Raw genomic sequence first — 14,376 nt, 5'->3', positions numbered from 1 at the left:
TGTTTTACTAAACAGTGACGCGTGCAGCTTTTTTGTGATGATGATTTAAACTAAGTCTTTTTGGATACAGGTGTTGCAAAACAGCACAGGCTATAATGTCACCGAAACCACTGCTTTTTGTAAAAGTTTACAAAATTAGTGATTTAAGTTTTACAAGTGCCCAAAGGGTTCGAAGAGCAACAACTTTTTTATAGATAATCACAATGGAAAATCTGTATTAATGAACACCTTCTTCTGTCTGTTCTCCTGCCCAGATGGCGATTGGAAGAGTATTTTCCTTTGGGGGAACAGGGCAGGCATAGTTGGGCTGATAGGCGCAATAAGGATTGTAAGCATTGTTAAAATCCAGTACGAGCGTATTATTTTTTATATCCGAAACCGGGTAATCGAGATACCTGCCGCCGCCATACGTTTCTTTTCCACTGGTTTCGTCTCTGAACAACACGGAAATCGTGCCTTCATGTTTTAATAAAAGAAGCTTTTGATTCTGTCCGTTTATTGCAAAACTGGCATAACCATACTTTTCGTATTTGTCGGAAGTGCTATCAGTGTAGTTGATGACCAGTTCCTTGTCGTCGTTCATGTAAGGAGAAATATTGGCTTTCACCCGGTAGGCAGGGTTAACTTTAAAATAATGCAAACCATGAAAACTTTCTTTATCCGCAATAGGGGAGTCAGGGCCGGACTTAAAAAGTTCATCCTTTGCGGCGCGCTCTTTTGTTAGCTTAGCAACATATTCTTCCGGATTTGTTATCGAAATGTCCTGATTTTCAGAGCCTGAACCCGAGAAGTTTTCAATGAAAAAATATGCCAGAATGGCTATTAACATTGCAATGGTACTCCACCGGATCACTTTATTTTTAAACATGACTGTACTTCTGGTTGATAAAACAATTACAAACTTACATCTCTAGCCGGGGTTTGAAAAAGTATAGGATGTTTATTTACTTTTTTGTGATAATTTTGGCACTTGCCAGCCAATCGATTTGTGATGTTGGTCGAAATATGCCTAAATTGAACTTGCAAATAATCAAACACAATACCTGATTCATCATATGTCATACACAAAACGAGTACTCATTGCCGAAGACAGTTCCGTAATTCAAAATCTGGCAAGGAAGATTCTGGAATTTCAACACTATGAAATTACCTCCGTGAAAAATGGAGAACAAGTGTTACAACTTCTTGAAAAAGAAGATTTTGATATTATTTTGCTGGATATTAACATGCCGGTTATGGATGGAATGGAATGTGCAAGAAGCATCAGGAAATTGTCAGACATCAAAAAAGCAAAAACTCCGATTGTAGCAATAACAGGAAACGCCAAAAATTATTCAGAAGAAGATTTCAAAGCGGCTGGATTCGACGATGCACTTATGAAACCTCTGAATTTTGACCGTCTTGTAGAAGTCGTGGCGCATTTGACAGAATAACCTGAATGAAGATTACTTTTTTAGGAACCGGCACATCACAAGGAATACCTGTTATTGCTTGTGATTGTGCCGTTTGCCGTTCAACTGATGCCCGGGACAACCGTTTACGGACGTCGGTATGGATTCAGGTTGAAGGAAAATCTTTTGTTATTGACACCGGTCCCGACTTTCGCCAGCAAATGCTGCGTGCAAACGTACAGGAACTGGATGCTGCTATTTTTACCCATCAGCATAAAGACCACACGGCAGGACTGGATGATATCCGCGCCTTTAATCACAGACAGCAACAGGATATTCCGCTGTACGGCCGTGAGTCAGTTTTAAATCAGATCCGAAGCGAGTTTTTTTACGCCTTCAGCGAACACCGTTATCCGGGTGTGCCGCATTTCGAACTGCATAATGTTGAGAATAAACCGTTTGAAATTCAGGGAATAAAATTTATTCCTATCGAGGTAATGCATCACAAGCTTGCCGTTTACGGATACAGAGTTGGCGACTTTACCTATATAACTGACGCAAATTATATTTCTGAAAGTGAGCAGGAGAAGATAAAGGGTTCGCGTGTTTTAGTCTTGGATACTTTACAGAAAGAATCACATCTTTCTCACTTTACGCTTTCCCAGTCGTTGGAATTGATCGATAAATTAAATATTCCTCAGGCGTATCTGATTCACATGAGCCACAAGTTGGGCAAACACGAAGATGTTGAAAAAGAGCTTCCGCCAAACGTACGGCTGAGTTACGACGGGCTGGTAATTGAACTTTAAGTTTACCTGCTTTGCTATCGAAGCGGTTCTATCGGTCAAAAAAATAAAAATTAGCCGGCACTTTTACAATGAGACATCCCATATTTCCTGCCAGAAAACCGTCCTGGATCAATAAGGCCATTTCAAAAATTGAAGCGGATTACCAGCGCTCGGCAGACACGCATCTCATTTATCTGAAACTGCCAGGCTTCCCTGATATTGATTTTTACTTTAAGGACGAATCGACCCATCCTTCGGGCAGCTTAAAGCACCGGCTTGCGCGATCGCTCTTTTTGTATGCGATTTGTAATGGCTGGGTGCAGAAAGGAACGACCATTGTTGAGGCTTCAAGTGGCTCAACAGCGGTATCCGAAGCATATTTTGCGAAGCTGCTCGGGCTGCCTTTTGTAGCCGTTATGCCCAAATCCACCAGTCCGGATAAAATTCAGGCGATTGAGTTTTATGGTGGAAAATGTCATTTCGTAGATCATCCTGCCGAGGTTTACGAGGCTTCAAGAATTATTGCTGCAAGGACTAACGGCCATTTTATGGATCAATTTACTTTTGCGGAACGTGCGACAGACTGGCGGGGAAACAACAACATTGCAGAATCCATTTTTCGGCAGATGCAGCATGAGAATCATCCGGTTCCCCGCTGGATTGTGACAGGAGCAGGTACCGGCGGAACTTCTGCAACACTCGGGCGTTATGTAAGATACGAGCAGCACGAAACGCAGATCTGTGTCGTTGACCCGGAAAGATCTGTTTTTTATGAATATTGGAAAAACAACGATGCCAGACTTTGCACTGACCTGGGTTCTCGGGTAGAGGGAATTGGCAGGCCCCGGGTCGAACCATCTTTTCTGAGAACCGTTGTGGATCATATGATTCAGGTGCCCGACGCAGGTAGCTTCGCGGCGATGCTCACATTGAGTGAATTGTTGAATAAAAAAGTAGGTGGGTCTTCCGGGACGAATTTTTGGGGTGTGCTCGAGCTGGCAAAACAAATGCGTCATAGAGGTGAAGCGGGCTCCATCGTCACGTTAATTTGCGACTCAGGAGAACGTTATATGAATACGTATTACAATCCGGACTGGCTGGAACAAAACGGACTTTCAGAGGGAGTGCGGGATGAGAAGAGACAAATGAATCTTAGCGAATAGAATACCAACTCCACATACATTGCATCAAAATTATTATTTTTTAAAACAGCTGGCTCCCCGGCTTGATCAGGAATTGTCGGGAAAGCTTCTGATTGAAACTTTCAGTCAGGAAAAGGATGAGCTGGTACTTGTTTTTGCAGACTCGGAATCGGACGGGCTGCTGCAAAATCCTTTTTTCATCAAAGCCACTTTACGGTCGAATTTTGCATGTCTTAGCTTTCCGGATAAGTTTGACCGGGCGAGAAGAAACAGTGTAAATCTTTTTACCAGCTTTTATGGCCGCAGAATAAATATCGTCAGCGTGTTCCTGAATGAGCGTGCAATTGCCATATATTTTGATGACAATACAAACCTGGTATTCAAACTTTACGGTAACCGCTCAAACCTGATTGGTTTTAACGACAAACAGGAAGTGATCGAGCTGTTCAATAACAAACTGGCGACGGATCAGACGATCAGGCTGGAAACACTGAACCGTCCGATAGATCAGACTTTCGAAGCATATCTTGCAAACAACCTGAAACATGAGGCCTTGTTTCCGACTTTTGGTAAACAAATCAACAAGTATCTGAACAACTTACTTAAAGATGAAAACTCTGCCGATAAGCGTTGGGAGATTATTCAGAATTTGCTGAAAGAACTTGATAAACCTGAATTTTATATTTCAAAAATTGAGCTGGTTCCGGTCCTTTTGCTGCTTCCAATAGGTGAAATTTCTGCAACTTATACAGATCCTCTCGAGGCACTCAATGCATTTTACTATGCATTTATCCGCCTGAGTGGAATTGAAAAAGAGAAAGCTGAAATAATCAGGATTTTGAATAAAAGAATCCAGCAGACTGATCACTATCTTGAGAACACTTTCAAAAAACTGGTCGAACTCGAAGAAGGTGTTCGTAACGATGAACTTGCCAACATCATCATGGCTAACTTACACCAGATTCCGGCGCGTTCTGAAAATGTGGAGCTTTTTGATTTTTACAGAGAGCAGCCGATTAAGATAAAGCTTAAAAAAGATCTTTCGCCCCAAAAAAATGCAGAAACTTATTACCGTAAATCTAAAAACGAGAAAATTGAATTAGATCGATTAAATGACAGCCTGCAGGCCAGAGAAGCTGAAAAGGTGAAAATGAAACAGCATCTTGAAGTTATTGAAAAAATCGAATTGCTTAGGGAGTTAAGAAGTTATATTAAAACGCATGCGTTAAACGGGGCGGTGTTGTCCCTGGCAGCAGCTGTGATCGAGCTTTTTAAAAAGGTTGATTTTTTAGGTTATACAATCCTGATAGGCCGAAACGCCAAAAATAACGACTTGCTCACCAAACAGTATGCTTTTAAGGAAGATCTGTGGCTGCATGCCAGGGATGTTTCCGGTTCACACGTAATTATTAAAAACCAGCCAGGTAAGAAATTTCCTGCTCCCGTAATCGAAAGGGCAGCCGAACTGGCAGCATTTTATTCCAAACGAAAGACGGACAGCCTGTGTCCTGTTATAGTCACCCCCAAAAAATACCTGCGAAAATTAAAAGGAATGCCCGAAGGTGCAGTGATCGTAGATAAGGAAGATGTGGTGATGGTTGTGCCAAAAGGGGAATAAACCGGATGGATTCTTCGTTGTACTTATCAAAGAACGCGATATTAAATAAAAGGTTAAAAAGGTTAATAATATTCAGGGTCTTCTTGTTTGATAAGTCTTTTGATATCACGAACTTCGCGTAAAATAGAGAGAACAGGAATATTTAGTGCAGAATGCTTGAAAATCGTCGCTTTGTTATCATTGGATTTTTTGCTGTAATAGGTTTAATATACTTATCGCGACTTTTCTACTTACAGGTTTTGGATGAAAGTTACTCAATTGTATCATCCAGTAATTCCATCAAACGTGTTATTGAAATTCCCTTTCGTGGCCAAATATATGACCGAACGGGCAAGCTGATCGTATACAACACGCCGGTTTATGATTTGCTTGTAACTCCGTCCAAAGCGAGAGTGGAGGACACACTTCGTTTTTGCAGCGTTTTAGGTATTGAAAGAAGAGATTTTGACAGCCTGATGACTGCTGCGAGTGTTTACAGCCGCAATAAACCGTCCATATTTTTGAGACAGCTTTCCAAGGAAGATTTTGCCTCCATACAGGATGTGATGGTGGATTATTCCGGGTTTCAGTTTGCAAAAAGCTCTCTGAGAACCTATACCGCCCCGACTTTGGCAAACACACTGGGTTACGTGAGTGAAATCACAAAAGGCCAGCTGGAAAAACAGGAAGAACCTTATTACCGTCAGAGCGATTACATCGGCCAAAGTGGTGTTGAAAAAATTTATGAAAATGAATTGCGGGGAAAACGCGGGACTAAATTCATCATGCAAAATGTAGCTGGTGTTTACAAAGGCCCCTGGAAGGGGGGCGAGCTGGACACAATGGCTGTTGCAGGAGCAAATTTATACTCCGGTATCGACCTTGAAGTACAGCAGTATGCTGATAGTTTGATGGTCAATAAGGTAGGCAGTGTGGTTGCAATTGAACCTTCAACCGGCCAGATCCTGACTATGGTATCTGCACCAACTTATGATCCCAACATTTTAGCAAGTCGGTTTTTTTCAAAAAACTACACCAAATTGGTGCGGAATCCATATAAGCCCTTGTTCAACAGGCCTGTAATGGCGAGTTATCGTCCGGGATCGACCTTTAAGCTTATTCAGGCGCTTGTTGGGTTACAGGAAGGCGTTGTTACACCAGGGACAGGTTTTAGTCATGCAAACTGTCCGGTAGGATGTCACAATCATGCCGCAACTACTTCTATCGCTCTTGGGGTAACGCATTCCTGCAATCCTTATTTTTACCACCTCTTTCGCCGGGTTATCTACAACAATAAGATTAGCAATACTTTTAAAGCATCGGCTGCCGGGTTGGAAGACTGGCATAGCCGGGTGAGTAAATTTGGAATTGGGCAGCAGCTAGGCATAGATCTTCCAAGTGAAAGAAAAGGAAATCTTCCTGATAAAAAATATTATGATAAGATTTATGGTGAAAATGCATGGAAGTTCTCCAACATTTATTCCATTAGTATTGGAGAAGGCGAGATTCTGATTACGCCTTTGAAAATGGCGAATGTAGCGGCTATTATTGCAAACAGAGGTTATTTTTACACTCCTCACGTAATTCATGGTGTGGGAGATCAGAAAAAGCTGGATCCGATGTATACAACCAGACATGAATCCGGTGTGTCAATGCAGCATTTCAGTCCGGTGATTGAAGGAATGATCGGTGCCGTGGAAGCTGGCACCGCTAAAAATGCCCGCATTCAGGATATGGTGGTTGCTGGAAAAACCGGAACATCTCAAAACAAAAAGGGAGATGATCACTCTATTTTCATTGGCTTTGCACCTGCTGATAATCCTAAAATTGCAATTGCGGTTTTTGTAGAAAACGCTGGTTTTGGTGGATCTGCTGCGGCACCTATTGCAGGGCTGATCATGGAAAAATATCTTCGGAGAAAAATTACCAACCTGGCCATGGAGAAAAGAATGAAAGAAACGAACCTGATGAGCAAGGTGGTATTGACGGACCAGCAAAGGTCACTGTTAAAGTCAGATACGGTGAAGTTGCTGAAACCAGATACTGCTAAAAAGAAAGCACCGGTTATTGTTAATCCGTTAAAAAAATAGAGTTTTAAACACTACTTCATTGAAAGAAATACCTGACGGCAAGCCCATAACAAAAAATGTAGACTGGATGGTTGTATTAATTTACATCGTCTGTCTGGGTATTGGCTGGGTTAATATTTACGCGGCGGTTTACAATCCCGAGGCAAACAGCAGCATTTTTGACCTTTCTAACAACGCCGGCAAGCAGCTGATGTGGATCGGCACCTCGGCGGTACTGATCATTTGTATTCTGGTAATTGACTACAAGTTCTACGAAACTTTTTCCTTTATCATCTACGCCATTATGCTGTTTCTGCTTGTCGTCGTGTTATTTGCAGGATCAAACATCAACGGATCCAGATCCTGGATAAAGTTTGGGCCGTTTTCCTTACAGCCTGCCCAGTTTGCTATTCTGGGTGTTAGTCTGGCAATATCCAAATATCTCAGCGATCCGGCGATCAGTCTCAATAGAAAGTTAAAAGATTATTACCCCATTATTGGCATCATCTTAGTGCCGGCTATATTGATCCTTTTGTCAAAAGAAACAGGTTTGATGCTGGTTTTCGCGGCTTTTGCTGTGGTCCTGTACCGGGAAGGTATGCCCGGTGCCATTCCTGCAATTGGGATGTCAACCGCTGCGTTGCTTATCATCACTTTACTTTATGAACGGTGGTATATCGTGGGTGTTATCGTCGTTTTAGCGGCACTGACAATCTGGATTATGCCAACCATGACCAGAAGACGCGGAGGACTCTGGGCAACGATTCTGCTGGCAGGTGTCATGATCGGAATTGTGTTTGGAGTTGATTTTTTTATGAACAACGTGCTTGCAAAACATCAGCGCGGCAGGGTTATGGTTTTGCTGGATCCGGATTCTGACCCACGCGGAGACGGCTGGAACGTGATACAGTCCAAGATTGCAATTGGTTCAGGTGGTTTTACCGGCAAGGGTTTTCTGGAAGGAACTCAAACCAAATTTGACTTTGTGCCCGAGCAAAGTACCGACTTTATTTTCTGCACCGTTGGCGAGGAGCACGGATTCATCGGAAGCTTTGTGGTTGTTGTACTTTTTGTTTTGTTGATTTCCAGATTGGTCATCCTTGCGGAACGACAGCGAAGCCGCTTTGCAAGAGTTTATGGCTATTGCGTGGCTGGGGTTATTTTCTTTCACTTTCTGGTTAATATAGGTATGACCATCGGTCTGATGCCCGTAATTGGTATTCCGCTGCCATTTTTTAGTTATGGAGGTTCATCCCTCTGGTCATTTACGATTCTTTTGTTTGTATTTTTAAAAATCGATGCGCAAAGGCCGTTTACGCTTTCGAGAGGATAGTTTTATTTAATTAAGAATTAAGAATTAAAACCGGATCGCCCGAGCGATTAAGAATTTAAGCCAGTTCTTAGTTGACAATTAAGAATAATTGCCAACTCTTCATTCCTGATCGCACCGGCGACCCGGTTTTCATTTTTCATTCACTAACTAAGCTTTCCTGCGGCGAGTATCAAAAAAAACCAGCCTGCGATCAGGGCAACTCCTCCGATCGGTGCAGTTGCTCCGAATTTGGTGATTCCTGTAAAGCAGATTGCGTAAAGCGAGCCGGAAAAGATAATCACACCGATTGCAAAAGCGTTTCCTGACCAGCCCAGTAAACGAATTGCATCCTGTCCGGCACCTTTCATCAGCAATCCTACCAGCACGAGAGCAATGGCATGATAAAACTGGTATTTGACAGCGGTTTCAAAGGTTTCTGATCTTCCCGACGCTTCAAGCATTCCTTTTAACGCGTGCGCTCCGAATGCTCCCAGGGCAACTGCCAATGCTCCCAAAATACCGCCTGCCTGTAACATGAATTTCATAATGGTATGTTTATTGTACTAATTTTTTCACTAAACGTCAATAACTTCGTTATCCCGACGCCAAAGGTAGTTTGTGTCACCAGTGCAACCAACACTTTAAAGGGATTTTATTAACTTGCACGCTTTGGCGCCACACTGCCTTGTAAGGAAAAGATCTACCAATGACCATATCCCGTTTCGTTCAGCTCTGGACACATCGTTACCACAAATACACGCACATTTTCAAAGCATACTGGCTTGGATATTTAGCAGCACTCAAATTTTTACTGAAAAAAAGTCGGTTAAAGAAGGGACAGCAGCTAGTCGCTATTATCCGCACAGAACATTTTGGAGACATCGTTGCGGCTGAGCCCATTTCAAGATATGTCCGCCAGCACTATCCGGATGCTTACATCGTTTGGTTTGTTAAACCCGTATTCCATGAACTGGTTGATTACAATCCGTCAGTAGATGAAGTTTTAAAAGAGTTTTGCGTAACCCAGCGAAGGGTAATTTTGGGAACCGGTGTTTTTGATAAAGTGTTTGAACTTCAGTTTAAAAATAATAATCATTGCCCTAAATGTCAGGTATTTATAGATAATCCTGTAGCAGAAAGCCGCGGAATTAATGTTCATACCTATTTTCATTTTGGGAACCTGCTGGAAGTTTTTGCTCAAACGTCCGGGCTGACTCCTGTTAAATCAGTGTTTCCGGCAAATGATCAGCCGTTACTTTACCTGCAGGATAAACACAGGGCAAAGGTCGATTCCCTTGGGCTGGATAAGCCTTATATCGTTGTGCACTGTCAGTCCAATTTTGCGCCAAAGGACTGGCCGGCAGATCGGTGGCAGCAGCTTATCCAGTGGCTTTCAGTAAATTATAATTTTCAGATTGTAGAAATCGGGTTGAAAAGCAACCTGAATATCGGCACGGAATCTTACCGGAATTTATGCGGACAACTTTCTATTCTGGAAACAGCGGAAGTAATCCGCCGTGCTGATTACTTTATTGGATTGGATAGCGGTCCGTCTCATCTTGGTAACGCAACGGGAACTTTCGGAATTGTTTTAATGGGTGCACTGACCGGCTTTGACGAATACAATCCGTATTCCGGTGGTTATGGCAGACAGGAAAATGCTGTTCTGGTTCGTAAAAAGGGACTGGCCTGTGCCGAACTTTCGTTTGAATTTGTGCGGGATGAAGTGAAAAAGATTTTAGTAGAATAGAAAAAACAGCTTTTCTGCTTATGATACTCTATCCGTTTTCGGGTAGAGTTTTTTGTTTTATGCAGTTTACACATTCGCCCTTGCAGCTTACACATTTGTATAATTTATCTGTCGCGGTCCCTCTCATATTTGTCAGGAACTTTAAAAAGACAGTTATGTACAACGCTAAAAAAATTTTTCTCTTCATTGTTTTGATAAACCTGTCTGGCTTGTTAAAAGCACAGGACATGATCCTTGATACCAAAACCAACAGATTTTTGATAAACCAAAAAAGTGACAAACCCAGGTTGGATGTTATTGTTCAAAGCTTTACAGATTATGAAAAAAATGTGATCAGCAAAGAGGCGGTAATGGACACAACAACCAAACCCACATTTGACAAAGTATCGGAAACTGAATATAACGTAACGGCCAGCCGGATGGGAGAGAAGCTGACTTTTGTGGTAAGGGATTTTGAAAAGCTGGAAAAAGGCTATAATATTTCTTTCAGTTATAAGGAATCTGTAGGTCCTTCCTCAAAAAGTATGAGTCAAATTGCTCATTATTCGTTGCTCGGAGAAAAATGCGCTGTTACGCAAAATATTCCTTTTGGCAACAAAAAGGTTAAAATAAAAATTTCGGATAGTACGCAAAGAACGATTTACACGCTTAACGTAACATTTACATACCCGAAACCACAACTGATGTATGTTGACATAACAAATGGATATGGTAATAAATCCTGGGAAGACACCGCTCAAATTAGAAAAATTGTCAGCCGGGTAAATCAAGTGCCGACGGTTTATAGCCACAACAATGCCGTTCCTGATCGTATAGTAACCAATTATGGTAATTTATTTTTTAGATTCAAGAAGGCATATTATGATAGTGAAGTTAACGAAGCAGCTCTCTTTTGTAAGATTGACAACAAGTTCTGGACAAAGACACAGTTGGAAATGTACCCTGTTTTTGACGTTGAATCGCTGGGCGAAAAAGCGTGGTGGTATATTTTGCCGTCAGGGGAGCATGAAGTGACCGCAGGTTATATTCCAGGTGGAAATTTGGAAACGTATAAATTTGTGATGAATAAAACTTGGGACAAAGTTGCAATTCACTATTTAACCTATGCAGCCCATCTTTTCATGATGCTTTTTTACATGTATCCATGGATTTTACTGATTATAACAGGGCTAATTCTTTTTGCTAACCGGGGTAAGCGTCTGAAAAAAGCCAGGGAAGCCACCAGAAGAACAAAACTTGAGTTACAGGCGATTCAGGCACAGCTTAACCCTCATTTTATGTTTAACGCGATGGGATCCATCCAGGGTTTGATCAATAAAAATGAAATAGAGAAAGCGAATATTTACTTAACCGATTTTAGTAAACTACTTCGTAATTCTTTAAATAACAGTGATAAAGAAATGATTCCGCTTTCGGAGGAATTGAGGACGCTGGACAGTTATGTGCGACTGGAAAAGCTAAGATTTAATTTTCGGTATAAATTTTTTATTGATGAAGATATCGAAACCAGTCATGTGGAGATTCCTTCTCTTCTGATCCAGCCGCTGATTGAAAACGCGATCAAACATGGAATTTCAGGTCTTGGTGAAATTGGTTTATTAGATGTTTCGTTCATTAAAAATGAAAATGATCTGGTGGTTGAAGTCAGGGACAATGGCAAAGGCTTTGATGTAAGTCAGGAATCATCCGGACAGGGGATCCGGCTTACCCGGGAAAGGATAAAGCTCCTGAATAAGTCAAAAAACAAGATTGAAATGAAAATTGAATCTGGTAACGGGACGGTCGCCAGATTAATTCTAAAACATGCTTTCTGATGCAGGCACTTATAGTTGATGATGAATTGAATAATATTGAAAACCTGAGTTTTCTGCTTGGAAAATATTGTCCGGAAACAACAGTTGCTGCCAAAGCCAGAAATGCAGAGGAAGCACGAAAGTACATCGGTGAACTTCATCCGGATCTGGTTTTTCTTGACATCCAAATGCCGGGTGAGAACGGTTTTGATTTGCTAAAATCTTTGCCCTCGTATTCATTTGAGCTGATCTTTGTAACCGGATATGATAAATTCGGAATTCAGGCGATTAAGTTTTCAGCCATTGATTATCTGTTGAAACCAATTGACTATCAGGAATTAAAATTGGCGGTAGGCAGGGCTGAAGAGAAATATTTACAGAAACGGCAGAACGTTCAGCTGGAAAACCTGATGAAAATGGTTCAGCAAAATCAACAGCGCACCGACCACCGGATCGCGTTGCCATCGGCAAAGGAAACACGTTTTGTCAGGACGACGCAGATTATTCGCTGTGAAGCAGAAAACAATTACACGATCTTTTATCTTGAAAACTCAGAGAAAATTCTGGTGTCACGCCCGATGTTTGAGTATGACGAACTGCTTGCCGATTATGGTTTTATCCGCTGTCATAATTCACATCTGGTTAATAAAACATTCGTTAGAAGCTGGATCAAAGAAGACAGTGGCTATCTGTTAATGGAAGACGGAGTTCAGGTCCCTATTTCCAGACTGAAAAAGGATTTTATAAAACAGGCATTAAAGTAATAACTACCGGCTTCCAAAAATGGCACTGCCAACGCGTATCAGTGTGCTTCCTTCCTGAGCCGCAATAATGTAGTCGCCGCTCATGCCCATCGAGAGCTCCTTCATTTCCACGTTGGAGCTGTTGTATTGTTTAAAGGACTCAAACAATGTTTTCAGATTTTTAAATTCCACCGTAATCTGTTCCTGGTTTTCCGTATTGGAAGCCATGCCCATCAAACCTGCAATCGTAATGTTCGTCAAAGATGAAAGTTCAGGAGATGTCAATATTTCAACTGCTTCCTGCTCAGACAAACCGAATTTAGTCTCTTCCTGAGCGATGAAAATCTGTAGCAAACAGGGAATTACTCTGTCGTTTTTTTTAGCTTCCTTATTAATTTCCTGCAAAAGCTTAAAACTGTCTACGGAATGAACCATCGACACGTATGGTGCCATGTATTTCACTTTATTCGATTGCAAATGACCGATCATATGCCACTCAACGTCTTTGGGTAGTAAATTGTATTTTTCAGTCATTTCCTGCACCTTGTTTTCTCCAAATCTGCGAAACCCGGCATCGTAGGTTTCCTGCAAAACCATGACTGGTTTCGTTTTAGTGACCGCAATGAGCTTTGTTGTTTGAGGTAGCTGCTGTTCAATCTGGTTAATATTTTGAGCTATTGAAGGCATATTTGAAGTGTAAAAAATTGATAAATAAGGTGTTGGAAAAATTATTTTTGAGGTAGCAGACAGAAATCACTGGCAACTTATTTCAAAATTGAAAAAAACATAGTTCTTTTACCAACTAATTCAAAAATTTAACTGTCAGCATGGACTATAATCAAGAACAAAAGCAAGATCGTAAAACCCTTCTTTGGGCAGCTCTGGCCGTGTTACTATTGCTTAATCTGGTCCTGGTTTATTTCATTTACCACGAAAAACAGGAGAATAATTTAAAAGACAACATCATTACGGCTAAAACCGAAGAGGTTCTCTTCACCAAAACCAAGCTGGATTCCATTTCTGCACAGCTGGATATAAAAATTGCGGAAATCCAGCAGTTGGGTGGAAGTGTTGATTCGCTGGTAGCGCTTAAAGCTCAGCTGGAAAGAGACAAGCAGGAGCTGAAAAACGTAAACAATTTTGCCACAGCAAATTACAGTAAGAAAATTAAATCTTATGAAGCGATCCTGAATCAAAAGGATAGCGAGATTATCCAGTTAAAACAAGAGCTTGGTATTGTCACATCGAAAAACGAAGAACTGAGCCAGCAGGTTAGCGGTCTGGAATCGGAGCGTACCCGTTTGAGCGATTCGGTGAGCAACTATTCTTCTTTAAATAGGGAGTTGAGCGAAAAGGTGAGTATAGCATCTGCATTACGGGCAGAAAATCTGACGATCCATGCGGTTTCCTCCAAAGGAAAAGAGCGGGACGGCGAAAAGTTTAAAGCAAAACGCATTGACAAACTACGGGTTAATTTCCAACTGGGTGAAAACGGAGTGGCCAAACAGAATGAAAAAGAGATTTACCTGCGTATCCTGGATCCTGAAGGAGCCGTATTGTCGGATATGGCCACAGGTTCCGGCTCATTTTTGTTTAACGGTAAAGAAATGATTTACAGTTCGAAACAGGTAGTTAATTTCACCAACACAGGTCAGTCTGTTGATATATTCTACGGAAGAGGTGGTATCGCTATGAAAGACGGTAAATATGCAGTTGAAGTTTTCAGTGAAGGTTTTAAAATCGGAAAAGGCGACTTTACAGTGAAGTAGATCAAATAACGATTTAAAGTAT

Annotated in this window: 13 protein-coding genes; 10 read left to right on the top strand and 3 right to left on the bottom strand. The window is 41.5% G+C overall.

Annotated elements, in window-relative coordinates:
* Window positions 1-217: 217 nt before the first annotated feature.
* Window positions 218-868, bottom strand: a complete 651-nt coding sequence (locus tag E0F88_RS28895; protein ID WP_131961819.1) for a DUF1684 domain-containing protein — start codon at window positions 866-868, stop codon at window positions 218-220.
* A gap of 187 nt (window positions 869-1,055) precedes the next feature.
* Between E0F88_RS28895 and E0F88_RS28890 the strand changes: the two genes are divergently transcribed.
* The 6 genes from E0F88_RS28890 to rodA all read left to right on the top strand — a co-directional run bounded on the left by E0F88_RS28890 (window position 1,056) and on the right by rodA (window position 8,320).
* Entirely contained in the window at window positions 1,056-1,433 is a 378-nt protein-coding gene (locus E0F88_RS28890; protein ID WP_131961818.1) for a response regulator, read from the top strand.
* 5 nt (window positions 1,434-1,438) lie between these two features.
* Window positions 1,439-2,200 (top strand): MBL fold metallo-hydrolase, encoded by a 762-nt coding sequence (locus E0F88_RS28885; protein ID WP_131961817.1) that lies wholly within the window; start codon window positions 1,439-1,441, stop codon window positions 2,198-2,200.
* 68 nt (window positions 2,201-2,268) lie between these two features.
* On the top strand, window positions 2,269-3,342 hold the full coding sequence (locus E0F88_RS28880; RefSeq protein WP_131961816.1) for a PLP-dependent cysteine synthase family protein: 1,074 nt from the start codon (window positions 2,269-2,271) through the stop codon (window positions 3,340-3,342).
* Between the two features lie 19 nt (window positions 3,343-3,361).
* The gene (locus tag E0F88_RS28875) at window positions 3,362-4,939 is read left to right on the top strand and encodes an NFACT RNA binding domain-containing protein (protein ID WP_131961815.1); all 1,578 of its coding nucleotides are present in this window, start codon (window positions 3,362-3,364) and stop codon (window positions 4,937-4,939) included.
* 152 nt (window positions 4,940-5,091) lie between these two features.
* Window positions 5,092-7,008: a penicillin-binding transpeptidase domain-containing protein gene (locus E0F88_RS28870; RefSeq protein WP_131961814.1), complete on the top strand. Its 1,917-nt coding sequence runs from the start codon at window positions 5,092-5,094 to the stop codon at window positions 7,006-7,008.
* A gap of 28 nt (window positions 7,009-7,036) precedes the next feature.
* Window positions 7,037-8,320: a rod shape-determining protein RodA gene (rodA, locus tag E0F88_RS28865; RefSeq protein WP_131961838.1), complete on the top strand. Its 1,284-nt coding sequence runs from the start codon at window positions 7,037-7,039 to the stop codon at window positions 8,318-8,320.
* Window positions 8,321-8,463: 143 nt separating this feature from the next.
* Here the strand turns inward: rodA and E0F88_RS28860 are convergent, their stop codons facing one another.
* On the bottom strand, window positions 8,464-8,844 hold the full coding sequence (locus tag E0F88_RS28860; RefSeq protein WP_131961813.1) for a DUF423 domain-containing protein: 381 nt from the start codon (window positions 8,842-8,844) through the stop codon (window positions 8,464-8,466).
* A 161-nt stretch (window positions 8,845-9,005) separates the two neighbouring features.
* On the opposite strand from E0F88_RS28860, the gene E0F88_RS28855 reads away from it, so the two are divergent.
* The 3 genes from E0F88_RS28855 to E0F88_RS28845 all read left to right on the top strand — a co-directional run bounded on the left by E0F88_RS28855 (window position 9,006) and on the right by E0F88_RS28845 (window position 12,606).
* A complete protein-coding gene (locus tag E0F88_RS28855) occupies window positions 9,006-10,049 on the top strand; it encodes a glycosyltransferase family 9 protein (protein WP_131961812.1) in 1,044 nt (347 codons plus the stop codon).
* A 155-nt stretch (window positions 10,050-10,204) separates the two neighbouring features.
* Window positions 10,205-11,863: a sensor histidine kinase gene (locus tag E0F88_RS28850; RefSeq protein WP_165940177.1), complete on the top strand. Its 1,659-nt coding sequence runs from the start codon at window positions 10,205-10,207 to the stop codon at window positions 11,861-11,863.
* The gene (locus tag E0F88_RS28845) at window positions 11,863-12,606 is read left to right on the top strand and encodes a LytR/AlgR family response regulator transcription factor (RefSeq protein WP_131961810.1); all 744 of its coding nucleotides are present in this window, start codon (window positions 11,863-11,865) and stop codon (window positions 12,604-12,606) included. The genes E0F88_RS28850 and E0F88_RS28845 overlap by 1 nt, the downstream gene beginning before the upstream one ends.
* A 3-nt stretch (window positions 12,607-12,609) precedes the next feature.
* On the opposite strand, the gene E0F88_RS28840 is transcribed toward E0F88_RS28845, so the two are convergent.
* Entirely contained in the window at window positions 12,610-13,272 is a 663-nt protein-coding gene (locus tag E0F88_RS28840) for a YggS family pyridoxal phosphate-dependent enzyme (protein ID WP_131961809.1), read from the bottom strand.
* 140 nt (window positions 13,273-13,412) lie between these two features.
* Between E0F88_RS28840 and E0F88_RS28835 the strand changes: the two genes are divergently transcribed.
* On the top strand, window positions 13,413-14,354 hold the full coding sequence (locus tag E0F88_RS28835) for a DUF8428 domain-containing protein (protein ID WP_131961808.1): 942 nt from the start codon (window positions 13,413-13,415) through the stop codon (window positions 14,352-14,354).
* Window positions 14,355-14,376 lie beyond the last annotated feature (22 nt).

The sequence above is a fragment of the Dyadobacter psychrotolerans genome (assembly GCF_004349265.1).
Taxonomy (GTDB): domain Bacteria; phylum Bacteroidota; class Bacteroidia; order Cytophagales; family Spirosomataceae; genus Dyadobacter; species Dyadobacter psychrotolerans.
The sequence above is the reverse complement of the archived record's forward strand: the minus strand, read 5'-3'. Positions and strand labels throughout refer to the sequence as shown.

Excerpts from the sequence above, each read along its gene's own strand:
- E0F88_RS28835 (WP_131961808.1), top strand. The coding sequence starts at position 13,413 with ATGGACTATAATCAAGAACAAAAGCAAGATCGTAAAACCCTTCTTTGG.
- E0F88_RS28845 (WP_131961810.1), top strand. The coding sequence starts at position 11,863 with ATGCAGGCACTTATAGTTGATGATGAATTGAATAATATTGAAAACCTG.
- E0F88_RS28895 (WP_131961819.1), bottom strand. The coding sequence starts at position 868 with ATGTTTAAAAATAAAGTGATCCGGTGGAGTACCATTGCAATGTTAATA.
- E0F88_RS28885 (WP_131961817.1), top strand. The coding sequence starts at position 1,439 with ATGAAGATTACTTTTTTAGGAACCGGCACATCACAAGGAATACCTGTT.
- E0F88_RS28860 (WP_131961813.1), bottom strand. The coding sequence starts at position 8,844 with ATGAAATTCATGTTACAGGCAGGCGGTATTTTGGGAGCATTGGCAGTT.
- E0F88_RS28890 (WP_131961818.1), top strand. The coding sequence starts at position 1,056 with ATGTCATACACAAAACGAGTACTCATTGCCGAAGACAGTTCCGTAATT.
- E0F88_RS28855 (WP_131961812.1), top strand. The coding sequence starts at position 9,006 with ATGACCATATCCCGTTTCGTTCAGCTCTGGACACATCGTTACCACAAA.
- E0F88_RS28870 (WP_131961814.1), top strand. The coding sequence starts at position 5,092 with ATGCTTGAAAATCGTCGCTTTGTTATCATTGGATTTTTTGCTGTAATA.
- E0F88_RS28880 (WP_131961816.1), top strand. The coding sequence starts at position 2,269 with ATGAGACATCCCATATTTCCTGCCAGAAAACCGTCCTGGATCAATAAG.
- E0F88_RS28840 (WP_131961809.1), bottom strand. The coding sequence starts at position 13,272 with ATGCCTTCAATAGCTCAAAATATTAACCAGATTGAACAGCAGCTACCT.
- E0F88_RS28850 (WP_165940177.1), top strand. The coding sequence starts at position 10,205 with ATGTACAACGCTAAAAAAATTTTTCTCTTCATTGTTTTGATAAACCTG.